This is a genomic window from Curtobacterium sp. MCBD17_019 (assembly GCF_003234555.1).
In the GTDB taxonomy this organism is placed as follows: Bacteria; Actinomycetota; Actinomycetes; order Actinomycetales; family Microbacteriaceae; genus Curtobacterium.
In genome coordinates this window covers 249,460-273,114 of record NZ_QKTT01000001.1, presented here as the reverse complement: position 1 = coordinate 273,114, position 23,655 = coordinate 249,460, and the positions used below count along the sequence as shown (strand labels likewise).

At 70.7% G+C, this 23,655-nt stretch carries 20 protein-coding genes and 1 tRNA gene; 2 read left to right on the top strand and 19 right to left on the bottom strand.

The window, feature by feature from the left end; all coding sequences use genetic code 11:
• Positions 1-55: 55 nt before the first annotated feature.
• Genes DEI82_RS01315 through DEI82_RS01305 form a run of 3 tightly spaced genes read right to left on the bottom strand, consistent with a single transcriptional unit; the run spans position 56 to position 4,658 of the window.
• Positions 56-2,422, bottom strand: coding sequence for a DUF3488 and transglutaminase-like domain-containing protein (locus DEI82_RS01315; protein ID WP_111035539.1), 2,367 nt, complete (start codon positions 2,420-2,422; stop codon positions 56-58).
• Positions 2,419-3,642 carry a DUF58 domain-containing protein gene (locus DEI82_RS01310; protein ID WP_111035538.1) on the bottom strand — a complete coding sequence of 408 codons (1,224 nt, stop codon included), beginning with the start codon at positions 3,640-3,642 and terminating at the stop codon, positions 2,419-2,421. Before DEI82_RS01310 ends, DEI82_RS01315 begins: the two co-directional genes overlap by 4 nt.
• Positions 3,642-4,658, bottom strand: coding sequence for a MoxR family ATPase (locus DEI82_RS01305; RefSeq protein ID WP_111035537.1), 1,017 nt, complete (start codon positions 4,656-4,658; stop codon positions 3,642-3,644). The genes DEI82_RS01310 and DEI82_RS01305 overlap by 1 nt, the downstream gene beginning before the upstream one ends.
• A 113-nt stretch (positions 4,659-4,771) precedes the next feature.
• Here DEI82_RS01305 and DEI82_RS01300 point away from each other — a divergent pair, with 113 nt between their 5' ends.
• A complete protein-coding gene (locus tag DEI82_RS01300) occupies positions 4,772-5,701 on the top strand; it encodes an acetamidase/formamidase family protein (RefSeq protein WP_111035536.1) in 930 nt (309 codons plus the stop codon).
• A 167-nt stretch (positions 5,702-5,868) separates the two neighbouring features.
• Here the strand turns inward: DEI82_RS01300 and DEI82_RS01295 are convergent, their stop codons facing one another.
• From DEI82_RS01295 to DEI82_RS01245, 12 genes are all read right to left on the bottom strand, one after another.
• Positions 5,869-6,165 (bottom strand): excalibur calcium-binding domain-containing protein, encoded by a 297-nt coding sequence (locus DEI82_RS01295; protein WP_111010079.1) that lies wholly within the window; start codon positions 6,163-6,165, stop codon positions 5,869-5,871.
• Positions 6,166-6,380: 215 nt separating this feature from the next.
• Positions 6,381-6,692 carry a transcriptional regulator gene (locus DEI82_RS01290; protein WP_111035535.1) on the bottom strand — a complete coding sequence of 104 codons (312 nt, stop codon included), beginning with the start codon at positions 6,690-6,692 and terminating at the stop codon, positions 6,381-6,383.
• Positions 6,689-7,333 carry a nitroreductase family protein gene (locus DEI82_RS01285; protein ID WP_181435061.1) on the bottom strand — a complete coding sequence of 215 codons (645 nt, stop codon included), beginning with the start codon at positions 7,331-7,333 and terminating at the stop codon, positions 6,689-6,691. The genes DEI82_RS01290 and DEI82_RS01285 overlap by 4 nt, the downstream gene beginning before the upstream one ends.
• Positions 7,330-8,805 carry a hypothetical protein gene (locus DEI82_RS16090; RefSeq protein ID WP_181435060.1) on the bottom strand — a complete coding sequence of 492 codons (1,476 nt, stop codon included), beginning with the start codon at positions 8,803-8,805 and terminating at the stop codon, positions 7,330-7,332. The genes DEI82_RS01285 and DEI82_RS16090 overlap by 4 nt, the downstream gene beginning before the upstream one ends.
• Positions 8,806-8,924: 119 nt before the next feature.
• Positions 8,925-9,689, bottom strand: coding sequence for a thiopeptide-type bacteriocin biosynthesis protein (locus tag DEI82_RS01280; protein WP_111035534.1), 765 nt, complete (start codon positions 9,687-9,689; stop codon positions 8,925-8,927).
• Entirely contained in the window at positions 9,686-12,046 is a 2,361-nt protein-coding gene (locus DEI82_RS01275; protein ID WP_111035533.1) for a hypothetical protein, read from the bottom strand. Before DEI82_RS01275 ends, DEI82_RS01280 begins: the two co-directional genes overlap by 4 nt.
• Positions 12,043-13,137 carry a site-2 protease family protein gene (locus tag DEI82_RS01270; RefSeq protein WP_146242794.1) on the bottom strand — a complete coding sequence of 365 codons (1,095 nt, stop codon included), beginning with the start codon at positions 13,135-13,137 and terminating at the stop codon, positions 12,043-12,045. Before DEI82_RS01270 ends, DEI82_RS01275 begins: the two co-directional genes overlap by 4 nt.
• Before the next feature lie 78 nt (positions 13,138-13,215).
• Positions 13,216-13,377 carry a thiocillin family RiPP gene (locus DEI82_RS16085; RefSeq protein WP_181435059.1) on the bottom strand — a complete coding sequence of 54 codons (162 nt, stop codon included), beginning with the start codon at positions 13,375-13,377 and terminating at the stop codon, positions 13,216-13,218.
• A gap of 233 nt (positions 13,378-13,610) precedes the next feature.
• Complete coding sequence (locus DEI82_RS01260; protein ID WP_111035530.1) at positions 13,611-14,216, bottom strand: TOMM precursor leader peptide-binding protein; 606 nt, start codon at positions 14,214-14,216, stop codon at positions 13,611-13,613.
• A 14-nt stretch (positions 14,217-14,230) separates the two neighbouring features.
• Positions 14,231-15,580: a YcaO-like family protein gene (locus DEI82_RS01255; RefSeq protein ID WP_111035529.1), complete on the bottom strand. Its 1,350-nt coding sequence runs from the start codon at positions 15,578-15,580 to the stop codon at positions 14,231-14,233.
• Between the two features lie 36 nt (positions 15,581-15,616).
• Complete coding sequence (locus tag DEI82_RS01250) at positions 15,617-16,651, bottom strand: ABC transporter permease (protein ID WP_111035528.1); 1,035 nt, start codon at positions 16,649-16,651, stop codon at positions 15,617-15,619.
• Complete coding sequence (locus DEI82_RS01245) at positions 16,648-17,640, bottom strand: ABC transporter ATP-binding protein (RefSeq protein ID WP_181435058.1); 993 nt, start codon at positions 17,638-17,640, stop codon at positions 16,648-16,650. The genes DEI82_RS01250 and DEI82_RS01245 overlap by 4 nt, the downstream gene beginning before the upstream one ends.
• Before the next feature lie 770 nt (positions 17,641-18,410).
• Between DEI82_RS01245 and DEI82_RS01240 the strand changes: the two genes are divergently transcribed.
• A tRNA-Ser gene (locus tag DEI82_RS01240) sits at positions 18,411-18,499 on the top strand.
• Positions 18,500-18,574: 75 nt separating this feature from the next.
• On the opposite strand, the gene DEI82_RS01235 is transcribed toward DEI82_RS01240, so the two are convergent.
• The 4 genes from DEI82_RS01235 to DEI82_RS01220 all read right to left on the bottom strand — a co-directional run bounded on the left by DEI82_RS01235 (position 18,575) and on the right by DEI82_RS01220 (position 23,457).
• Positions 18,575-20,119, bottom strand: coding sequence for a BNR-4 repeat-containing protein (locus DEI82_RS01235; protein WP_111035526.1), 1,545 nt, complete (start codon positions 20,117-20,119; stop codon positions 18,575-18,577).
• A gap of 142 nt (positions 20,120-20,261) precedes the next feature.
• Complete coding sequence (locus DEI82_RS01230; RefSeq protein ID WP_111035525.1) at positions 20,262-21,668, bottom strand: LCP family protein; 1,407 nt, start codon at positions 21,666-21,668, stop codon at positions 20,262-20,264.
• A 128-nt stretch (positions 21,669-21,796) separates the two neighbouring features.
• The gene (locus DEI82_RS01225; protein ID WP_220035650.1) at positions 21,797-22,672 is read right to left on the bottom strand and encodes a LysR family transcriptional regulator; all 876 of its coding nucleotides are present in this window, start codon (positions 22,670-22,672) and stop codon (positions 21,797-21,799) included.
• Positions 22,673-22,737: 65 nt separating this feature from the next.
• Positions 22,738-23,457: a GntR family transcriptional regulator gene (locus tag DEI82_RS01220; RefSeq protein WP_146242793.1), complete on the bottom strand. Its 720-nt coding sequence runs from the start codon at positions 23,455-23,457 to the stop codon at positions 22,738-22,740.
• Positions 23,458-23,655 lie beyond the last annotated feature (198 nt).

Genomic DNA, 23,655 nt, shown 5'->3' with positions numbered 1-23,655 from the left:
CGGGGACCTCCTCGGCGGGTCGCGACGGGACCTCCTCGGCGGGTCGCGACGGGACCTACTCGGCGGGTCGCGGCGCCTGCGGTGCGGCATGTCGGCGCCCGCGACCGGTCCACGCTCTCGACGGCGCGAGAGACGGCGGCCACACCCGGGACAGCACCCGGCGCCAGGGTGACACGGCTGCGTCGAGCCCGACCCGGACCTCCCGAACGGCGTCCCGCAACCGGTCCTGGTCGACCGGTGCGGTACCCGGTCGTGCGTAGCGCTCGCGGTCGAGCGCGTCGACCACCGTCCCCAGCGGCGTCAGCGTCGCCGGCGGCAGGGTGGCACCCAGGCGCGTCAGCACCGCTCGGGCCGTCCGGGCCGCGAGCGCGGGATCGTCCGGCGGCACCGTCGCCGGCGTGAACCCGTGGTCCGCGACGTCGTCGATCACCTCGCGCCAGGCGTTGGCGGCGGGATCGCGACCGGTCTGGACCAGTCCGAGACGTCGACGACGGCGGAGGGTGCGGAACAGTCCCGGCCCGACCAGCGCACCGAGCGCCACGAGGACCGCGAGGGCGATCTCCCACGTCGCCGAGCCGCCGTCCGGTCCGCCCGTGCCAGCGCCGGACGCAGCATCCGGCGTCGGCGACGCCGACGAGGGCTGCGCGGTCGGCTGGTTCGCGGGCGCGGAGCGGAGGGGCGTGACCGTCGGGAGCGAGGTCGGCGACGCGGTGGCGGGCAGCTCGGCGTCCGACTGGTCCTGTGCGACCGGCGTCGGCTCGAAGCCCACCCAGCCGGCACCCTTGATGTACAACTCGGGCCACGAGTGCAGCTGCCGGTTCGAGACGACGTACTCGCCGTCCTTCTGCGTGCCGCCCGGCCGGTACCCGACCGCGATGCGCGACGGGATCCCGAGCACCCGGGCCATGACCGCCATCGCCGAGGCGAAGTGCACGCAGTACCCGGCCCGCACCTGCAGGAACTTCGCGAGGACGTCCATGCTGTCGCCGTCGTACCCCTGCTCGACGGGCGCCGTCTCGGAGTAGGTGAAGCGGCCGCTCCGGAACCACGACTCGAGTGCGCGTGCCTGCTCGTACTGGTCACCCGCCGTCCCGGCGACGCGCTCGGCGGCGGTGCGGATGCTCCCGGGGAGGTTGCGCGGCAGCTGGAGGTCGGTGCGGAGCTGGGCGGACGTCGGACGGTTCCAGTCGCCACTCGCGATCATGCCGAAGCGACCGTGCTGGGCGATCGCGTCGAGGTAGGGGTTGGCGAACGTCGCGACCCCGTACGCCTGGTAGACGTCGCCGCGGCGGGTCGTCTGCCCGGTGGACCGGACGGTGTTCGACCGCCCCATCCACCGCCACTGGGTGAGGTCGAGCGCGGTCGACCGGGACTGGATCCCGACCGCACCCGACGGCAGCGGCAGGTACTGGCTCGACAGCCCGGTGACCCGGACCTGGACGTCCTCGCGGCTGGCGACCCGCGGGTTCACCCCGGTGGCGAACTGGCCCTGGTCGGCGCTCGGGGCGGTGCTGGCATCGACCACCGAGGGCACCCAGTCGCCCGTGCCGAACTCGTCGAGGTCCGCGAGCTTGAGGTACTCCGGCACCCCCGTCGTCGTCCGGTAGCGGAACACCTCGATCTCGCTCGGACGCCGCAGGTCGTCACCGAGTTTGAGGAGGGTGCCGGGGCGCCCGGGGTTGATCGGGGCCTGGATCGCGCCCGTGACCCCCGACAGCCAGCTGGCGTCGATCGGGACGACGGTCGGCAGGCCCACCGCGACGACGAGGGCGACCGCGCCGATCACCATCGCCGGGAACGCCTGCTGCACGGGCCGGACCGACAACCAGAGGACGAGCAGGAACGCCATGCCCGTGAGCACGACGAGCACCACGCTCGGCGCCGTTCCCGTCACGATCCCCGGGACGACGAGTGCGACGAACGCGGGCACGGCGGCGAGGGCGGCCGTGGGCGCGATGACCGCGACGAACAGGGCGACGCCGGCGGTCCAGACGAGCGTCACGGACACGACGAGCTGCACCGCGTCGGTCTCGGGGAGCGGCGCGGGGTTCACCTTGATCGCGAGCAGCGCCTGCCCGAGCGCGCCGCTGCGGTCGAGCCACCCGAGCGGCTCCGTGCCGTCGAGGATCGCCAGCGCGCATGAGCCGCCGACGAGGGTGACGACGAGCGCGACGAAGCGGGCCCACCGCGGGCGGGTGCGGACGGCGAGCATCACGCCCACGAGCAGGGCGGTGACGACGAGCGCGGAGACCCACCACGCGATCCCCTGCACGAGCGGGCGGACGGCGAGCGACGCCACGACCACGGGCAGCGCCGCGGCGGCCACGAGCATGCGGCTCGGCGTGCCCGGGTCCTCGTCGGTGCGGTCGTCCCGCTCGAGGACGTCACGGCCCGTGACCGGGCGACGGGCGGTGTCGGTCATCGGGCACTTCCGCCCACGGGAACCACGAGGATGCGCCATCCGGCACGGTCGAGGACCCCGCGAGCGGCGGCGTCCGGTGGCGTGATCGCCACGAGGAGCCCGCGCGAGGCCGCGGGCGTGCGGGCGACGAGCTCGGACGCCTGCTCCGCCGTGCACTGGCCCGTGACGACCGCGGTCATGCCGTGCACGTCGACGGCACGGACCTCGGGCAGGACCTCGGCCACCGGGCGCGCGTCGGAGCGCAGCGTGACGTCGGCGAGTCCGACGAGCACGGACGCCAGGTCCCCCGCGGGCGACGGCTGGACGTCGTCCGCGGTGACGAGGGCGACGCGGGACGTCCGCGCGGCGAGCACCCGTGCGACGCTCGCGGCGACGACGACCGCGTGCTCGAACGCGGCGTCCCCGGCCATGTCGGACAGCTCGGCGAACGGGTCGCGGCCGAGCTCCTGGTAGGAGGCGCGGCGCACGTCGAGCAGGACGGTCGCCTCGGGCGGCTGGGCCTGTGCGGTCTGCCGGACGTGGAGTTCGCCGCGCTTGGCGCTCTGCCCCCAGTGCACGCGGCGGATGGGATCGCCCGGTCGGTAGGGCCGGAGTTCGCTGTCGTCCGCGGACCCGCCCTGGCCGGTTCGTCCGGCCTCGGCCGAGACCGCGCCCGAGAGCACGCCGGTCTCGATCGCGCCGAGCACCGTGGTGCGGGGCACGACGACGATCTCCTGCGCCGCCACGACGACCCGGTCGACGTGGACGAGTCCGAACGGGTCGGCGACACGGACCGTCCCCGGACCCAACCGGGGACGACCGCGGCGCGCGGCGATGGCCTCGACGGTGAGCCGCGCTGGGGGACGACCCGACCCGACGTCGACGAGGGCCTCGAGGTCCCCTGCCGATGCGAAGTGGTCGTCGAGGCGGTCACGCACGAGCACCCGCACGACGCCGAGCGCCCGCTGCCGACCCTCGACCAGCAGCGTGGCGCGGAACACGGCACCGGCCTCGATCGTCGTACGCGGGACCTGCCGCGTCGCCCGGATCGGTCCGGCGGCGACCATCGCGACGACGGCGCCGAGGACGACGAGCACGAGGACGAGGAGCCCGGCCGTCACCGCGAGGCTCGTCGTCGCCACGAGCCCGGCCCCGACCAGACCGATGCCCACCGCGACCGTGGTCCACCCGCGCGAGGTCGGCCGCGGCAGGGCGACCCGACCGCGGCGGGTCCCGGGCATCAGGACCGCACGGCCGCGGCGCCGAACGGCACCGCCGTGTCGGCGACGATACGGACGACGACGTCACGAGCGGCGTCCTCGGCACCGCCGCCGAGGTTCCGGGCGACGGGCACGAGGCGGTGCGCGAGCACGACCGGGGCGAGCGCGGCGACGTCGTCGGGGGTGACGAACGGACGACCCTCGAGCGCGGCGCGAGCGCGTGCGGCACCGGCGAGGTGCAGGGTCGACCGCGGACTCGCACCGAGCAGCAGGTCCGGGTGCCTCCGGGTCGAGCGGACGATGTCGACGACGTAGCCCTCGACGTCGGGCGCGACGTGCACGGCGTGCACGGCTCGGATCATCGCCGCGAGGGTCGCGACGTCGACGATGGGCCGCAGTGCCGACATCGGGTCGCCGACGCCACGGCTGCGGAGCATCTCGCGTTCGGCGTCGAGGCTCGGGTAGCCCATCGTGATACGGGCCATGAAGCGGTCACGCTGTGCCTCGGGCAGTGGGTACGTGCCCTCCATGTCGATGGGGTTCTGCGTCGCGACGATCATGAACGGCGACTCGAGGGGCCGTGTCACGCCGTCGACCGTGACCTGCGACTCCGCCATGGCCTCGAGCAGGGCGGACTGGGTCTTGGGGCTCGTCCGGTTGATCTCGTCGCCGATGACCACGTTCGCGAACACGGGCCCGGGGGCGAACCGGAAGGACCCGGACGCCTGGTCGTAGATGTTCACGCCCGTCACGTCGGACGGCAGCATGTCGCTCGTGAACTGGATGCGGCTCACCGACCCACCGACCGTGGCCGCGAGGGCCTTCGCGAGCACGGTCTTGCCGACACCCGGGACGTCCTCCACGAGCAGGTGCCCCTCGGCCAGCATGACCGTCAGCGCGGTGCGGATCGCCTCGGTCTTGCCGTCCACGACCGTGCCCACCGCACGCACGATCGCGTCGCCCGCGGAGCGGATCTCGTCGACCGGGAACGATGCCCCCGCCCCGCCCGGATCGGCGACGTCAGCGCTGTGTGGCAAGCCGGACCTCCAGGCTCGTAGGACGTGTCCGGGAATGCTACCTCGGGCCGATGGCAGCCCCCTCCGCGACGGCGGGCGCCGTCCTGTACCCCTCTCGGTGGCAGGATCGGTGCATGGCGGACCACGTTCTCGAGCCCACGACCGACACGGCGATCGACGTCTTCACGGCGGAGCGCGCGCCCGTCCTGCGGGCGTCCCCCGGCGACACCGTCACCGTCCGCACGCTGAGCGCGGCCGGGTACCTCGAACGGCAGCAGGAGCCGGGCCAGGAGGTCCCGACACTCATCACGAGCCGCCGCGGCCACTGCCTCGTCGGCCCCGTCGCGCTCACCGGCGCGCTGCCCGGGCAGGTGCTCGCCGTGCGGTTCGACGCTCTGGTCCCCGGGACCTGGGGCTACACCGGCTCGGGCGGCGTCGACAACGAGCTGAACCGGGCCCTCGGTCTCGCCGACACCGCGACGCGGGGGCCGCTGCTCTGGGACATCGACGCCGAGGCCGGCGTGGCACGGAACCAGCTCGGCCTGGGCGTCCGCACCGCACCGTTCCTCGGCGTCGTGGGCGTGCCTCCCGAGCCGACCGGCGAGCACTCGACCATCCCGCCGCGGCCCGTCGGCGGCGGGAACATCGACTGCCGCGAGCTCGTCGCAGGCGCGACGCTGTACCTCCCGGTCACCGTGCCGGACGCGCTCCTGTTCGTCGGCGACGGCCACGCGGCGCAGGGCGACGGCGAGGTCTCGGGCACCGCCGTCGAGTGCGACATGACGACGACGATGACGCTGTCCCTGCTCGACACGCCACCGGTCCCGGGCGTCCACGCCGACACCCCGGCGGGTCGGATCACCTTCGGGTTCGACGCCGACCTCAACGCGGCGACCGCCACGGCCCTGAACGCCATGGTCGACTGGATCGCTGCGCTGCACGACGTCACCCGCGCGCAGGCCCTGGCGATGGCGAGTGTCGCCGTCAACATGCGGGTCACCCAGATCGCGAACCAGACGTGGGGCGTGCACGCGCTGCTGCCGCACGACGCGATCCTCGTCTGAGGCGGCGCACCGCCTCCGCCGTCGCGCGGCGTCGCACCGACGTCGCACCGACGCGCACCGACGTCGCACCGACGTCGATGAGCCGCGGAACGGACTGTGAACCGGGGCGATGCGCGGCTCCTGGTCCGTTCCGCGGCTCATCCCGCTGGCGCGGCCGCCGCGCCGGGTCAGTCCGCCTCGCAGGCGATCCCGTCCTTGTCGGCGTCGAGCTTGCTGTTCGCCGAGTACAGGGCGTTGTCCTTCTTGACGGTGCCCTTGAGCTTGCGGTGCTCGACCGTGCCGTTGGTGTGGTGCACCGTGTTGTACGTCACCGAGGTCTTGGCGATGCCGCCCGAGTAGACCTTGTGCACCGCGGTGCAGTTGGCGTACTTGGTGGTGGCTGCCTCGGCGGCGGTGGCGTTGCCCACCCCGGCGACCGCGACCGCCGTGAGCACGAGGCCGATGGTGATGGCGCGCTTGCGCATGTTCCCCTCCGTGCGCCGCCGGGTTCGGGTCCGCGGCGCTGCGACCGGATCCACCGATCAGCGTCAGCATAGGGGTCGCGAGGAGTCCTCGCGTACCCCCGAAGTGGCGGCGTCGCGACCGGCGATTCACGGCACGTCGGGTCGCTCCCGACGCGTGGAGCCTGTCGACACGGACGATCGACGCGGCACACGCCACCCCGGCAGGACGTCGCCGATCACAGCGGTCCGGCTTCGACTCCGATCAGCTCGCAGAGCGCGGCGCGGTGCCCTGCCCACTGGGTCTCCCCCTCCGCGCTCAAGCTGAATCGCGTCCGTGGTGTCTTGCCGACGAACGCCTTCGTGACGGTGAGGACGCCTGCTGCTTCGAGGATCGCGCATTGCTTGCTGAGCGTCGAGTCGGACACATCCAGGACGTCACGGAGGTCTCGGAACGCGATGCTGTGGTTGCCGACGATCTTGGCCACGATCGACAGCCGGAGCGGATGCATCAACTCCGCGACGAGCCGGTGGCGGGGGTGCTCCGTCATCGCGGCGCTCCGATTGCCAGCGCGAGCAGCTGGAGCTCTCGATTACCGTCGATGCCGGCCGTCGCTCGTAATGCGCTCGGCAGGAAGCCCGCGAAGATGCTGCCGGTCAGTCCTGCGCTCACCGCCGCCAACCACGCGGCTTCACATGCCGCTCCTCCCCTGCTCAGGAGCATGCGGTGCCCGTGGGCGCCGAACCGGCGACTCATGCCCTCGAGATCGCCGACCGCGAGCAGGATCGCCGCGGCATCCGCGAACTCTGGCTGAAGCACCATCTCCCGCATCCGGAGGGCTCCTCCGTCCGTCTGGATCCGCCTGAACCGACCCCCGCGGTGTTCCAGCAGTCCGGGCTGCAGATCGGTGACATGACGACAGGCGACCAGTGCCCGAAGCGGCAAGTCCTCCGCCACGTCGCCCCAGAGCGTCCTGTCGATCGCTGCCATCGCGTCCAGCGCGGCGACGACGTGCGCCAACGGGATGGGGTCCGCAGCGAAGTGGGTCTCGGCGGATCGATGCCGCATGGCACCGCGAAGCTGTTCCGCTCGCTGGAGCCGCTCCCCGGGATGGCGCGCTGCCGCGGCGTCCTGCGCGGCCGCGTCCGCTTCCGCTCGGAGGTCGCGGACGATGCTGATGCGGTCGATCATGACGGCGATCCGATCCTCACCATGCCGACGACCATCTGCTCGTTGGCGTCGAGCAGGTAATCCCGCTCCAACTGGATCGCGTTCCAACCGAACTCGTTCCTGACCGGAAGGCCGAGCACGGCTGCTGCGATCGCAACGTGCGACAGCGCGACCCCGGCGTCGAGCGCCGCGATGCGATACGCGAAGGTGTTGTACTTCTTCCAGACGCGGTACAACTCGGCCACGATGACGAGTTCCACGCCGCTCGGCCCGGCGCCGGGCTCGGCCACCCGGTAGGCGGCGTACTCGTCTCCGCGGTACATCCATCGTCCGTCTGGCAGGCCGGGGACGCCGCGAGTGGTGAAGTACGCCTGCGGGGAGCCGAGGTTCCCGCCGGTCGGCGACCATCGGCGGACCTTGCCCTCTGGCGCGAACGCTGGCGGCTTCAGTGCGAATGCGGTCGCGAGGGTCTGGGCGACCGCGGCCGCGACACTCGTGTCGTGACCGGCGTCGACGTCGGCAGGCAATGCGAGCCTCAGCCCGTCGTGGTGGCGTTGCTCCATCGACAAGGCGATGTTCGCGGGTTCGAAGTGCTGTTGATGGGTCCTGGGCTTCGTCAGCCGCGCCGGTGGGAACGCCACCGACTCCTCGTATGCGAAGGCGGACGAACCCGTCTCCGTGCCTCCGGTGCCGCAGGACACGCATCCTGGGCGGCGCGTGACGAACTCGAAGCTCGTCCGGAGCGGAGCCTCGTCCATGACGATCGCTTCGGAGATGGTGCGGGCCGTTCCGACTCCCGCGAGGAGGAGGACGACTTCGTGTGCGATGAACGCCGGGAGCAGGTCACGCACGTGCAGACCGCCGTCCCTGCTGACCCCGCCGCTCCCACGCCCTGTTCCTCGCAACCCGTGCGACGTACAGTCGGGGCACGGGTTGTGGTCCGGGTAGCTGACAGGTCCGAGGGTGGCCGTTCCGGGCTGGAGCGTGACCGGGAGGACCGGGATGCCCACGTCTCGGTAGGCGGCCAACCGGTCCGACGCCTGGGTTCGGGAACCGGTCGACAGGGCGACGATCAGACCCTGCGCGGACTCGACGACCTCGTGCGGGGATCCCACGGGCACCTCGCTGCTCCGGAGTGCGGTCCGAACCGCGTCACCGAGGTCGTCGTCGTCGCAGAGCACGGCGACCACTCCCGACCGCAATGCCGCTGCGGCTTCGTGGCCCGACCGGTGGTACCGGGTCGCGTCGACCGTTCTGCTGAGGAAATCGAGGAGGGACGATCCCGTCCCCGGTGCCGCGGCTGCGCCGTCTTCGAGGAGCCCAGCCGAGTACAGGATGCCGAGTACCTGGCGGATGGTCGCTTCGGGCACCTCGACGGCTGCGGCGAGCTCATGCCACGTCCTCGTGCCGTCGATGAGCGGCAGGAGGTCCGGCAGCAGCCGCTGCACCGTCCGCCCGCGGAGGACACGCCGCGAGACGACACCGTCGATCACGAATGCGTCCGGTAGCCACGCAGTCGGGACTGCGGTGACGACTCGAGGAACCGTCGGGATCCTGAACTGGGCGTCGTTCTGCGTTGCGACATCGAGCGCAGTGGCGGTGAGCGAAGCGTTCATCTCGATCCCTCGGCGGTCGCTTCGAGTCGAGCGACTTCCAGGAGGGCCGCTCGGGCTTCTCCCGCCGGATCGAGCCCGAGCCGGTTCATCGTGAGGTGGAGGTGCTGATGAAAGTGGTAGGTGGCGGGATGTCCGGTTCCCGGGCTGCGCATCGCGTCCTCGAGTGCACGGATGAACTGTTCGACGAGATGACCGAGGTCGTTCGGGGTTCCGTCTCGACCCAGGGTCCGGTCATCAGGAACCGCCGCGACCCGGCGGACACTCGCGAGGGCGGCATCGACGCGTTCGCTGCTCGGGCTGGTGGCTCCGAGCCACCACGCAGCGTGCGTGCGCAGCACCGTGACCCGGGTCCGGACGTCCGGTACCAACTGCTCTGCGGCGCGGGTGAACACCTGCTGTGCCGCGGGCGCGAGGCAACCGGACCGGAGCGCTTCGACGGCAAGACGGCTGGAGGCGTTGAACACCCGTTCCGCTGCGGTGACCCCGACGGTGGTGCCCCACTTCCCGGTCTCGGGCTCGTACAGCTCCGGTCGGACCGGGTGTCCGAGTTCGAGCCGAGCGAGGTGGAGGCGATCGGCGAGATCCGACGTGGTGCACACGCGGAACCGGACGTGCGGACCGGAATGGTCGACGTACCGCAAGAAGTGCCAATTCGCCCCGGGCCCGATCATCGTGTCGACCACGTGCTGCAGACGGAGGATCAGGTGATCCACCGTCCCCGCCGGCGCATCGATCTTCCAATAGGTCCAAGTCGTGCTCACGGCGTCAGCACCTCCTCGTACTGGCGGCTCGTGGTCGCAAGCGTGCGCTCATCTCGTGGCCAGCGGAGCGTGATGACCGACTCCGTGGCATGTTCCGTAGCGGAACGAGGGGGGAGACATTCCTGGACCTCGAGGGTGTGGCGTCCTGGCAGCAGCGCCCAAACGGCGCTGACCGCGTACCAGCTGCTGAAGCGCAGCCACATCGGCTTCCTCGTCGCGGCGTCGAAGGCGTCGTCTCCGTGGACGCGGACGAACACCTCGTCCGGCATCCCGACCGCGGTCCGCCACTCGTGCAACGCGACGAGGAACTCGCCGGGACTCGTTGTGCCCCTGGCCGGGACCAACTCGATCGGGATCCGCCACGTCGCGCGACGCATGACGACGGTTCCGGTCGCGAGGCGAGGGATCCGCTCGGCCGTGTGCGCACGTCGGGCGCGGTGCAGCGGGTTCGCCTCACGGGTGATCTGCGACCCGTCCACCCATGGGTCGAGCAGCGCCAGGAGGAGCCCGACCGGACCGTCGAACGTCCACGCCGGGACGATGCCGAGTGGCACCAGTGCGAGTGGGCGCCCATCGGCGCGTTCGAACTCGAGGACGTCTCGGGCTGGGTCGTGGGTGAGCGAGAGTCCGGCGAACGCCTCGCCGAGGTCGTCGCCGGGCAGCGACGGCAGCGCCGCCGCCGCTGCTCGTTGCAGTGGATTGACGTCCCTCCCGGGGAGCACCGCCGCGTGGTCCGCGACGCCCGGGTACAGCTCGTCGATCCAGGAAGAGACCGTCGGGAGCAGAGTCTCCCGTCCGTCACCGAGGTCGCCGAGCCGAGCGACGACCGCACCGAGCCCTGGCATGAGTTGATTCACGACGATCGCGGCGTCCTCGTCGCCGGTGGTCCGCTGCAGGAACACCGACAGCGTCGGCGGAGCGGATGTGATCCCGACTGCGAGGGTCTGCCGGCCGAGGTGTGCGTCCGGTCTGCGGTCCGCCTCGCGAGCTGCCTGGAGCGCCTGTCGGAACGGCCTCGACGTCCAGCACGTCGTCAGGAATCCCATCACGTCGATGACCGTTCCACCGCGCCCGGACGTGGCGACGAGTTCGCTGAGCAGGAGATCGTAGACGCGGGAACGGAACATCGTCGGTCGGAGTTGCTCCGACAGGATCGAGAGTTCGCCCTCTGTCACTGCTCGGGACGCCAGCGGACGGGTGCCGCCGTCCTCGTTGACCAGGCGACCTTCGGGAAGCTCCAGCTCGAGCGCGGTCGCGAGACGCCGGAGGTCCGTTCCCACCGCTGCCACGAGAGCGCTCCTCGACGCGCCGGAGGTGTGCGCCACCGCTGCGGCTCGCCGCCCTACCTCGATCAGGAGCCGTCCGGCCGCGACGATGTCGGGTGAGGCGCCGCCGACCATGAGTTCGCCGAGTACCTCCTCAGGCGCACGCACCGTGCCAGACCACGGGGGCGCCACCTGCACGGCGCCGACGGACAACCAACGCTGCGCCCGGATCCAGCCGCCCGCGACGCTCGAGAGAGCGTCCGCGTCGCCTCCGCCCCAAGCACTGAGCAGACGTGCCTCCGTGTCGTCGCCATGGAGCTGGACCGATCGTCGAGCGAAAACGACGGTTCCGTCGACCATCGCACTCGTCTCCGGGCTGGCGACGAGCTGTTCGCCGAATGCGCTGACGGTCGAGCGGTACCGCAGGCCGCGAACAGCGTCGCGGCGCGCTGCCACTGTCTCCAGGACCCGGAACGCCACCAGCGGGGACAGCGAGGAGGACCGGCCGGTCAGATCCGCTCCGGTGACCGCGGTCCTCGTGAGCGTCGAGAGTGGACTCGGCTTCAGCGCGGCACGTGCGGTGAACGCCATCGCGGACCGGCCCCGTCCGCTCCCTGCTGGTGCAGGCTTGCTCAGCGCTGCATGGAAGCCAGGGCTGAGCAAGCGCAGCGCGTTGTCGACGTCGTCGTGACCGAGCAGGTCTCGGACACGACGCTCGGCAGAGCAGCTGTCGGCCTCCGCGAGGCTCTCGACGGTACGCAGCGCGTCCTGCTCCTCCGTCCGCCATCGGAGGAGGGTCTCGACGTCGACACCGTGCTCCGCCGCTGCATGCAGTCCAGCGGCCCGCGGCGGACGTCGGTTGTGCAGATCACGTCGTAGCGCGAGGAGGGCGCGCCGGTCATCGTCCGGGACGGACGGGACAACGTGATGGATGGCGTTCTCGATGTTCCGACTCAGCGTGTCGGCGCGTCGACGTCGCACACAGACGTCTTCGAGCAGAGCGGGGGTGAGCGTCTGCGCCAGGTCCAGGGCGTTCCCCGGCAGCGCCGCGATGCGGAATGCGGTGAACGGGGCGATGTGCGGTTGGTTCATGACCTGGCCCCGAGGACGACCAACAAGATGGCATGTGCGAGGTGCCACGACATTGCGATGAGGTAGAGCACGCTCCCGACGGCGTACACCGCGAGGCCGATGCGCCGCATGCGCGTCATCGCCCGGACGTACGCAGGTTGCGCACGTCGCAGGACTGCGTTGGTCACGATCGTGAACGCCCTGGCCCGCATGTTGAGAGCTCCGAACGCGGCCTCGATCGCGTGGTACCCGTCGGACCTGAACAGCGGGTTGCAGTTCACGACGAGGAGGATGAGTTCCGCGGTGACGTAGAGCACCAGCACCCTGTGTGCGTCGTGCCCTACGACCAGCGCCACAACGGCCGCGACGCCGATGAGCGCGGAGTCGAGGACGGGACCCGCGAGGGCGATCAGGACCAGACCCGGTCGGGACCGGACGCTGTAGGCCTCAGTCCTGTCCACGTACGCCACGGGTACGAAGTAGTAGAGCAATCCGACACCGATCTCACGCACGCGCGCGCCTTGCGTCCGCAATGCCACCGCGTGCGCGGTCTCATGCGCGCCGAGCTGGAGCAGCACCAGCGCGATGACGACGACCACCGCATCGGCCGGCGGTCGCGCCAACTCGTCCCGGTGACTCACGGCCGTCGCGAAGCCTGCTGCGACGCCTGTCGTCGCGAGGATCACCGACACGAGGAGGAGCGCGCCAGCTGAGACGCGACGCATGGGCCTCGCCGCCATGGTCGCCACTCGGTCGATGTCGACGGGAACGGGCAGGCGGGCGAAGAAATCAGCCCCCGCCCGAGCGAGGAATCGGTCTGTCCGGGACCGGGCCGAGGACGCACCCGCGATCAATCCGGACTTGCGGAGCGCGTCGATGAACTCCGTCAACGCCGCCTCCGCCGCTCGACCATCGCCGACGACGCGAACGAGTTCCGCCAGTCGTTCGAAGCTGCAGCCGCGTTCGAGCTCCCCGATGATCGGTGAGGCGCCCGGCGGTACCGCGACGAAGCGCCCGTCCGGTGTCCTGAGGAGGATCCGCGTGTCGGTGGCCACGCTGCGCGTCACACCGTCGGCGAGGCGGAGATGCCGCGCGGTCCCGGCGTCGCTCATCAGATGTGTCATCAGTGCCTCGGTCATGATCGCGGAGAGGTGGGAGGGCGGGCAGCCGTGAGCCGCCCGCCCGGCAGATCAGTTGCTGTAGGAGCTGACGCTGCTGAGCGTGCCGGCGCAGCTGCCTGCGCTCGAGACACAGCCGATGGTTCCGGCGCTGCTCGCGCCCGGTGCGACTGCCTGGGGCAGGTCCTCCACCGAGAGCTCTTCCACCGACACCAGATCGATTGCCTTTTCCATTGTTTCCCCTTTGCGTTGTTGATTGGCAGGAATGGACACCGCTCCCTTGCGAATCCACGTCCATCGAGTTCGTCGATTCGATGAGTTCTGGTGCCGTGAGAGGAAGCTAACGACCAATTGCGAATTGTGGCAAGGCCGCCTTCCCGTGAGCATCCTGAATGGAATCGGCCGTCATTCGCCCAGCACGAGAAGCCCTCTCTCAGAGAAGGCGGTCGGTCGATCGATCGAGTGGGTCAGCGCGGGAAATACTGTGAAAGATGCAACGAGCGCGGCTCGTTCTCGCGCGCGCGGTCACAACGTCGGCAACCACTTACCGGAATGACAACAGCTTCTTTCACAGAGAGGTCTGCGAATCCGAACCGCCAGACCGAGGAGGCGGCAGCGAGGAGGCGCTCCTCGGAATACGTCACGCCTTCCAACACCGTGGCGACCATGTTGGCGTGCGCGGGTGCGTGCCCCGTCACCGCGACCGTTCCGTCCTTGGCGTGGTCGAGGGCCACGTCGGTGGCACCACGGCGACCGTGCTGTTCCTGGCGCCGGTCGAAACATCGCAGACAGGCGCTCCGCCCCGGCGTGATGACCGGTCCCACGCGCACGCTCCGCGCTTCGAGTTGCACCGGGATCAACGTCTGGAGCGACCCCCAGACGACATCCTCGAGGTGTTGCTCGGCGCTTCGGTCACGTCCGGAGGTGACGAACACCCGAGCACGCGCCGCCGGCCAGTGTGTGGAGTCGTAGATCGACGACGGATGCGGGGTCTGGGCGAAGGAGGAGGCAGGCAACCGGCTTGCGACGTCCTCGAAGAAGGGCCCGATACCCATCAGGTGTGCGTGCAACATCAGCTGGCCTCGTCTCAGGCGAACGGCTGCGGGAAGGGGTTGACGGCCTCCTCGCGGAGGACGGTTTGGTTGAAGTGGGCCGAGACCTCGTACAACCGGGGGTGTCCGAGGTACCGGGCTCGATGCGAGAACGACAGCGGCATCAGCTGCGGGACGATGACGCGGACCACGCTGAGGCCCACCGAGCGCGCCTCCACGGTGGCGATGTCGACGGTGAGGACGTCACATCCCGCGGCGTGCAGTCGTCGCGTGACCTCGTCGAGCGACGACTGCGCGTCGCCCGCATCGAGGTTCACCAGGTCGGAGAACCGCTTCGTCGGTCGATCGTCGTCCAGCAGGAACTGGAACTCTCCCGCTCTGTCCGGATGCCCCATGTACCGGGCGCCGTCGGTGACCGACGTGAAATCGTCCACGTCATCGGGGACCGGACCAGCGTGTTCGAGCGCGATCCGTGAGGACGCGATCTCGCGCACGATCTTGACGACGGCGCGTCCTGGGTCGAGTTCTGTCGAGCACATCACCACGTGCCGGAGGCTCGGGGAGGACTCGTCCGTGTCCACGCAGTAGAGGGTCGGGACTCCGAGGTCGGTCGTCGCGTCGAAGAAGCGATGCGTCCGGCCGGTCGAATCCGCAGCCGCGACCGCGTCCCGGACGTGTGCGGGCGCGTCGGCCAGATCGATCTCGGGCAGGCGGAGCCGTTGCAGCCATGTGAGCGAGATGGAGTCGCGCTCGATCACCTCGCACACCGCGTTCAACAACGCATGCGCCGGGTCCGTGTGCGCTGCGCACCCGGTCGAAATGGGTACGGTGAGACACTCGCTGGCGGTCAGGGCCTCGAGATGCATCCAGACGAGGGTCGCCGGGACGTGCACCAGCCGGCCCCGGCGCGACGACCAGGCTGTCGTCCAACGGATGCGCTCGTCCGGGTCGAACGCCCGGACGGGACAGTTCGGAGCGCTGAGTTCCCTGGCGCTGCACCGTGGGATCGTCGCGATGTCGACCGCGCTGGCACCGAGATCCGCAGCGCTCGCCCAGAGCAGGTGACGAGGCGGAACGCAACTTGAGTACCGCTCGACGGCTTCGACGAGGGCGATCGCCCGTGCCAGCCGGGGGTTCGTCCCGCCCCCGCTTCCGGCGAGCTCGATGCCAGCATCCGCCCCTGGCGCCACGCGGATGTTGGTCTGCAGCCGTTCGATCGCCCCGAGCGTCGCCGTGAAGATCGTGAAGGGCTCATCCTCCGCCGTGAGCTGCTGCACCGTGTTGACGAGGCCGCCCTCGTCTGAGACGAGGACATCGAGCCGTTCCAGCTCCTCGCTGAGCTGTTCCCGGTCCGCTGACGCTGACGTCGTCGTCGTCGATGCCATCTCGATGCCCCCCACGATGTACCCCCGGCTGTGCGATCACAGCTCGCCCTGGTCCCACTTGAACAGTCGCGCCGCGAGCAGCGCAGCTGCGATGCCGACCGCGGCCATCATCAGCCACAGCCAGTAGACCGAGACGAACGGGTCCGTCCCGGCGATGTCCGCCCCGATCGCCTGCATCAACCACGTGCTCGGGAACCCGTACGTGATGTAGCGCACTGCGTCCGGGAACACGTCGATCGGCACGACGGTGCCGGAGGTCAGGATGACGATGACCGGGAGGAACCCGGTGATCTGTGTGGTCACATCAGGGTTCGCGGACCGGCTCGCCAAGAGGTAGGCGAAGGAGAACAACATCGCCAACCCGAGGACGAGGGTCACGAACAGTCGCACGATGTTGAACGACTCCACGTACCCCTGGCTCCAGGCGATGAGCACGATGACGATCGCCTCGGCGATGCCCAGGGCCAAGCGCACCGGGCTCTGCGCGAGGATGAACGCCATCCGTCTGACCGGAGTCGTCCCGAGCAGCCGGAGTGTGCCGCGTTGCCGGAGCGCGACCAACGGCACGGAGGTCCCCATGAACGCGATCGCCATGAACCCGGTGACCAGCACCGTGGCGAGATTGACCCGCAGTATGTCGGTCTCGGCCTCGCCGGAAGCATCAGTGACGACGATGTCCGCCGACGGGATCCCGGTGGAGTGCACCGCGGCGACGAGGTGCTTCCACGCCGGTTTGGTCTTGCCGACGAGCACGATCCGCGCGCTGTCATCCTCGACCGTGATCCTGGCGGTCGCCGCGTCCTCCGCCCGCACGGCGATGTCGCGGTTCCGCAACGCCTCGACGACCTGCGCGGTGTGTGGCCCGTTCGCGACCGACGCAACTGGAGCGGGCCGACCGCCGTTGATGACGAAGTCGATCCCGACCATCAGGATCAGGAAGAAGAAGAACATGAACATCAAGGCGATGACCGTCTTGATGTTCCGGAACAGCTCTCGAGAGCTCAACAACACCAGTTGCCGGAACGCGTCGCGATGGGTCGACCGCGCGGAGGCGCTCGGTGCGGTTCTCATGGCCGGTTCCCTTTCGTCGTCGCCCCCCGGCGCACGCGACGTTCGTCCGGCAGTTCTGCGAGCTGCAGGAAGATGTCCTCGAGGCTCGCCTGGCGGACATTGAGCTCGCGAGCCCGCAGGGTCCGGGCGAACGTCACTCGACGGATCAGTTCGTCCGGGTCCTCTGTTGTGACCTGCACGCGGACACCTCCCAGCACGGGTTCGGAGCTGTACGGAGTCCGCAGGGCGGCGCCGATCTGCTCATCGGTGACGGTCGGGGCCACGGTGAAGGCGACGTCACTGGTGGTCGCGTGCTGACGGATCAACTCGTCCGGGCTGTCGAGTGCAGCCAGGCGCCCGCCGACGATGATGGCGACACGATCGCAGACCGTCGTCGCTTCGTCCATGTGGTGTGTGGAGAGGACGATCGTCGTTCCCCTGTCCCGCAGGCCGTGGATGATCTGCCACAGTGCCTGTCGTGCCGCAGGATCGAGGCCGGCGGACGGTTCGTCGAGGACGAGGACCTCGGGATCTGCGACCAGGGCCACAGCGAGGAGGAGCCGGCGCGTCTGCCCGCCGGACAGTCCCTTCGTCCGTTCGACCGCTTGATCCGAGAGACCGACCTCGGCAAGCACGTCCGCGATGGGGCGGGGTTGCTCGTGGAACGAGGCGAACAGCTCGAGCGTTTCCCGCACGGTGAGCGTGTCGAAGAGGCTCGCCGACTGCGGCTGTACTGCGACACGACGTGTGATCGCTTGTCGCTCGATGGCTGGGTCGAGTCCGAGTACGCGGATGACTCCGCTGGTGGGACGTTGCAGGCCCACCATGCATTCGATGGTGGTCGTCTTGCCTGCTCCGTTGGGACCGAGGAAACCGAACACCTCACCGCGGCCGATTTCGAGATCCAGATCTTGCACCGCGGGGAATTCCCCGAACGACTTCGAGAACGCCGCCAATTCGACGACGGTTTCCCCTGCCCGCCCTGGTTGTGTGCTCGTCTCGCGTCGCATGTGCCCCTGATTCACCGCTGCGGTTGACCAGCTCCCGGGAAAACGCTTCGTTGCGTCGACCAGCACGATGACCGCCAGCCCCCAAGAACTCGGTCGTCCGAACATTAGCGAGCGTCATTCGAATAAGCAACCCCTCGCTCCGTTGCTCGCATCTCCATCGGGAACGCCGAGTCCACCTGGCCCGCGAGCCACCGGGCGAGGGGTCGGATGAAAGTCGGACTTTGTTGTACCCCTGACGAATGCCGCGTCGACAATCGAACGGAGGAAGCGCGTGCGAGCATTCCCGGTGGGAGCACCCACCCGGGCACCGACTCCGCTGCCGGCGCCCGTGCCGATCTCGCCGCGGTGATCCGGCGAGCCCGTTGGGACGCGAGTCGACATGGCGTCGGCGGCAGGCCGAAGCAATCTGCGGGGCTCGCACCCGACGCGCGACGGGCAGCGGCACAGGAGGGGACGCGACACGACGGCCGCGCCCCCTCGAGCCGCTCCCCACCCCGCGCATGCCGATCGGATACGGCCGCGCCCTGGGGCTCGCGAGGAGCGACGCCTCTGCTGTGTACGTGTCCGGCCCCGGATCAGGGAACCCGGGTGTGATCGCGCCTGACCCAGGCGATGCTACGAGTCCCCAGAACGGCGGACAACGGGCGCGTTGTCCCCATTTCGAGGGTCTGCGTGCCGCGGCTCAGGCGCACCGGTCCGGGAGGCGGTGGTCCCGCCCGCCGCTCGGCTCCCCTATGATGGTGGTCGCGTGCTCGCTCCGGTGGGCACCGGGAGACGTCGCATAGTCAGGCCTAGTGCACCACCCTGCTAAGGTGGAGTTCCCTTTTGGGAACCGTGGGTTCAAATCCCACCGTCTCCGCCGTATCCGGCGTCGAGCTCCACGGATCCCTGCTCTACGGGGTCTGAGCCACCGCTGCCCGCCCCGCCCGACCGCCTACCCCGCGACCCCCGAGTCGTCCACGTCGGTGAGCACCAGCGTCAGGGGCGATCCCTCGGCCGGGAACGCGACGTCGGGCGCCCGCCCGTCGTTCCGGTACGGCCCGGCGTCCCACCGGAGCGTCCACGCGACGCGACGGCCGCCGTCCTCGAAGGCGTCCGTGACGGCCGTCCGCACGGCCAGACCGGGATACCGCGCGGGGTCGACCGACCACTGTGTGAGTTCGGGCGGGGTCGTGGTCGTCGAGACCGGCGCGTCCGCGACGCTGCGTGCGCTGCCGACGCTCGCCCCACTCGCCACCGTGATCGCGCGGACCGGTCCGTTCGACCGCGCGTAGCCGATGACGACGTCGTTCGGTGCCGCCGCCGGGACCGGTGTCGACACGCTCGTCACCGCGATGCCCTGCTGCGCGGTGCCGAGTCGGGCGAGGTCGTAGGCCCCGCTCCAGGCCGACACCTGCGTCACGACCCACTGCCGGGAGGCCCCGTCCGGCCTGGCCACGAAGAGCTGCGTCGTCCGCCCGCTCCCGCTGCCGACGTACTTGTAGTAGGCGATCACCGGTCGCCCTGCGCGGTCGAACCCGATGCGCGTCGCGTCGTTGAGCAGACCGCTCCCGGTGAGCGGGAGGTCGTCCACCACGACCCCAGACGTCCCGAACGTGATGGTCGGCGGGAGCGTCGTCCCGTCGAGGCCGTACCACTGGCGCAGGTCCTGGCTCCGCGCCGCCGAGAGCCGTCCGTTCGTGTCCGCGTCCGTCGGGTCCCCGCGCCAGACCCACACCATCCACCACCAGCCGTCGGGACCGGGCACCGGCGCGCTCGGATAGGGGCTGACGTCGCTCGACATGCCCTCGAGCAGGATGCGGCCGTCGGGGTACGGCGCGTACCGCATGTCCTCCCCCGCGACGCTCACCCACCGCTTCGACGACTCGACGTACCCGTACAGGAACTGGTTGCCGCGGCCGGACTCCCCGTTCCGCCACGACAGGAACACCTGCCCCTGGGGGCCTCGGAAGAACGTCGGGTAGCTGCAGGCGCCGAGCTCCGCACCGGCGTCGAGGTACCGCCGGACCTCGGCGCCTGTGCGGTCCTTCACCACCCAGACGCCGTCCATGGGCCCCGGCGCGTCCTTGCTCCGGAGCGTGGTCGGGTCGTCCGCCGACGTGGTCCGCCAGTACCGGAGCGCGGTGTTGTGGTTGTTCCCGGTGACGTGCAGGTCCCCCTGCCGGTCGACGACCGCGGACACCAGGTTGTGCGAGTCGTTGATGTTCCCGTTGCTCGCCGTCGCCGTCGCCTGCCCCTGGTCGAACACGACGGCGGCGCCGGCACCGTCGAGCAGCGTGGTGTCCGATCGGGTGCGGGCCGTCGCGCCGGAGACGTCGACGTCGAGCACGCCCATCGTCCGGTCGGCCCGGTACCGGGCGATGAGGACGTGCCCGTTCCGGGGGTTCCGCACGACCGCCTGCGGGATCATCATCCCCGCCCAGCAGTGCGCGGGACTCCCGTCGGGGGCCGGGACGCTGACGGTTCGGACGACGCTCATGGCACTCCTCCTGTCCGAGCCGACGATGTGTCGACTCGGGCAGGACGGTACGACGAGCGCACCGGCCGGGAGGCCCAGCTCCGGCCCCGCTCACCCCGCACGTCACCTCGTGGTCGCGTCCGCGACCCGAGTGTTCCTCCGGTCACTCGGCCGCGACCGCGCAGGTCCGCTGCTGCGCGGTCTGACCGGTCACGCCGCTGATCGTCTCGGGACGTGCGGAGGCCGAGGTCCCGTCGTGCCCCGCGCCTCCCGACCCTGCCGAGCCGGAGCCGGAGCCGGAGCCGGAATCGGCGTCGGAGCCGGAGCCACCGGAGCCGGAGCCGCCGGAGCCAGCACTGCCGCTGCCGCCTGAGCCACCGCCGCTCGCACCCGAGGACCCGCCCGCCGCGCTGGACACGCCCAACCCGCTCGACCCACCCGACCCGCTCGACCCACCGCTGACCGACTCCGACCCACGGCCCACCGACCCCGCGGCGAGCGAGAACGACCGATCCGAACGCACCGCCGCCATGAGCTGGCGCGCGGTCGTGGAGTCGGGAACGACCTTGCCGGGGTGGTCCGGGTCGTCTGTGGCGCCCGGATACTGCACGAACGTGATGCGGTCGAGTCCGATGCCCTGGAACGTCCGCGCCATGGCGACCATGGTCGACGGATCCGTGAGTGTCGTCGAGAGCTTGACCGTGTGCGAGGCGACGCGGGCCAGCCCGTACAGCTTCGCCGGATCGCCGAGCGTGCCGTTGCCCTTGACCTTCCGCACGAGCGACGACAGGAACTGCTGCAGGCTCGAGATCCGGGACAGGTCGCTCTGGTCGCCGATCCCGTGGCGGTCGCGGAGGAACGCCAGCGCGGTCGCCCCCGACACCGTGTGCTCGCCGGCGCGTAACCGGAGGCCCGTGTACGGGTCGTCGACGTCGTCCGTCACGCAGACGGGGACACCGCCGATCGCGTCGGAGAGTCCGATGATGCCGTCGAAGCTCATCTGCGCGGCGTACGGGATGCGCAGTCCGCTGACCTGCTCGACGGTCCTCACCACGCAGCCCAGGCCGCCGCGCCCGTACGCCTCGTTGAGCGGGGTGTCCTGCACCGCGGCAGTCGTCGTCCCGTGGCTCGTGCAGGCCGGCTGGTCGACGAGCAGGTCGCGGGGGAAGCTGATCGCGACGGCCTGCGTGTGGTCCGCGGACACGTGCAGCAGCACGTTCGCGTCGTTGAGCGTCGCCTGCCGGACCCCGTACTCGGTGCCCTGCCCGGGGTCGTTGTCGGCAGCCACGGCCAGGACGTTGAACGCGCCGTCGGTGCTCTGCCCGCCCGCTCCCCCGACGTCGACCGCGTTCTGGGCGATCCGGTGCCCCAGGTCGTAGGCGGCGTAGGCAGTGAGTGAGCCGGCGGTCACGACACTGATGCCGGCGAGCATCGCCACGCCCACCAGGAGTCGCGCCGGCCGGAACCCGCGGTGCCGTCGACCGTGCCGTGCGCCGATCACACGACCGCCCGGACCCCGGAGGATCGTCGGCTCCCGCCGCGGGTCGGTGAGGTCGTCGAAGTCGGACACGACGCTTCCTCCTGGCAGTTCGGGCTGACGGCTTGGGTGCCGTCGTCCGCGGGGACGATACCCGAGGGGGTGGCCACCGCCGGGATCCCCTCGGCGTGCCCCCGAATGGGGGTCACGTCGACGGAGCGTCAGGCCCCCGCGCGCGCGATCGAATGCCCCTTGATGACGCGGTCCGCGCCCGTACGGATCGCGTTGACGAGCTCCGACATCGCGACGCTCGGCGGTCCGGCACGCGACACGAGCGTGAACTCCGTCCAGCCCGGGTCCGGCAGTCCGGTCAGTGGGACCAACCCGGCCGGGAGGATCGACCCGGGGTGCACGGTCACGCCCAGCCCGGCGTACACCGCTGCCCGGATGCCCTGTTGGCTCGCGGACACGCAGGTGATCCGGTAGGGACGGCCGGCACCCTCGAGCGCGGCGACGGCGGCATCACGGGTGACGCTCGTGCCGGGGTAGGTGACGAGGTGCACGGGTTCGTCCGGGTCGACGACCTCACCCTCGCGCCCGGCCCACACGAGCGGGTCGCGGAACACCAGGTCGCCGACGTCCTCGCTCGGACGGCGCTTGACGAGGGCGAGGTCGAGCCGGTTGCTCCGGACCTCCTCGCGCAGTTCCGCCGTCAGCCCGACCCGGAGGTCGAGGTCCACCGAGGGGTACGCGTTCCGGAAGTCGAGCAGGATGTCCGGCAGACCGGTCGCGACGATGTCCTCGGACGCACCGAACCGGATGTGACCGGCGAGTCCGGTGTCCGTGAAGTACGCCTCGGCCTGTCCCTGTGCGGCGAGGATCTCGCGGGCGAAGCGGACCATGGCCATGCCGTCCGGTGTCAGCTCCACGGCGTGCGTGTCCCGTCGGAACAGTTGCCGACCGGTCTGTCGCTCGAGTCGGGCGACGTGTCCGCTGATCGTCGACTGCCGCAGACCGAGGTCCTTGGCAGCAGCGGTGAAGCCCCCCGTGCGCTCCACGGCGAGGAAGCTCGTGAGCAGTGCGGTCTCGAACATCATGGGCCCTCCTATCACGAATTGCGATCACGCTAGCAGCGGTAGCCGAGTTCCGCGATGGCAGTCGTTCAGTGGAGGTCGCGTCTGTGGGTCCCTCGGTCGAACGCAGCGAGCGCGTCGGCGAAGGCGTCGAGGTGACGGATGGCCGCGACGAGGTCCTCGTCCCACACCGCCCCGAGCGCTGACGCCAGCGAGCTCGCGCGTTCCGCGGCCCCGACGGCGACGTCCAACCCGTGCCGGCCGGCGACCTCACGCATGTAGAAGGCGTCGAGCACGGGCAGCTGCGCCGCGAGCCAGTCCGCACTCACCGGGCGATCGAGGCGCCGGAGCGTCCACTCGGCGAGGACGGCGAACCGACCGGCGTCGGATCGGCAGGCCCGGAGCGCGGTCGCATCGAACGCCCCGACGTCGACCGGCGGGTCGCTCCGATGACGCTCGATGGACGATGTCGGGTACGGCACCGCGAGCAGACCCTGCGCGATCTGCACCCGCTCGACCATGTGCGCCGGCGTCCAGGGCGCGATGACCACGCCGACGTAGCGCTGTACCTGGACGAGCCGCAACGCCTCGAGCGGGACGAGGGCCTCGCGCACCGGAGTCCGGGACACCCCGAGTTCGGCGGCGATCCCGTCGAGCCGCAACCGCTGCCCGGACCGGTACTCCCCGCGCAGGATCCGGTGGACCAGCCGCGTGAACACCGCGTCGCGCAGGAGGTCACGGCGCACCGCGCCACCCACCCCTGCGTCCGGACCGGTCATGCCCCCACCCGGCGTCTCGTCGATCGGCACGACGCCGGTGTCGAGCCCGGCAGCACCCGCGCGCGTCGCTGACCGACCGAGCCCGGCGGCTGGTGCAGCGTTGGTCCGCGCACCACCATCGGCGGGGGACGTCGTCCGCCCATCCGGGACCGGGGCGCGATCTGAGCGGTGCATCACGACACCCTCGCTCAGCGGCATCGGCCCGTGCCCCGCTGGATGTGCCGACTC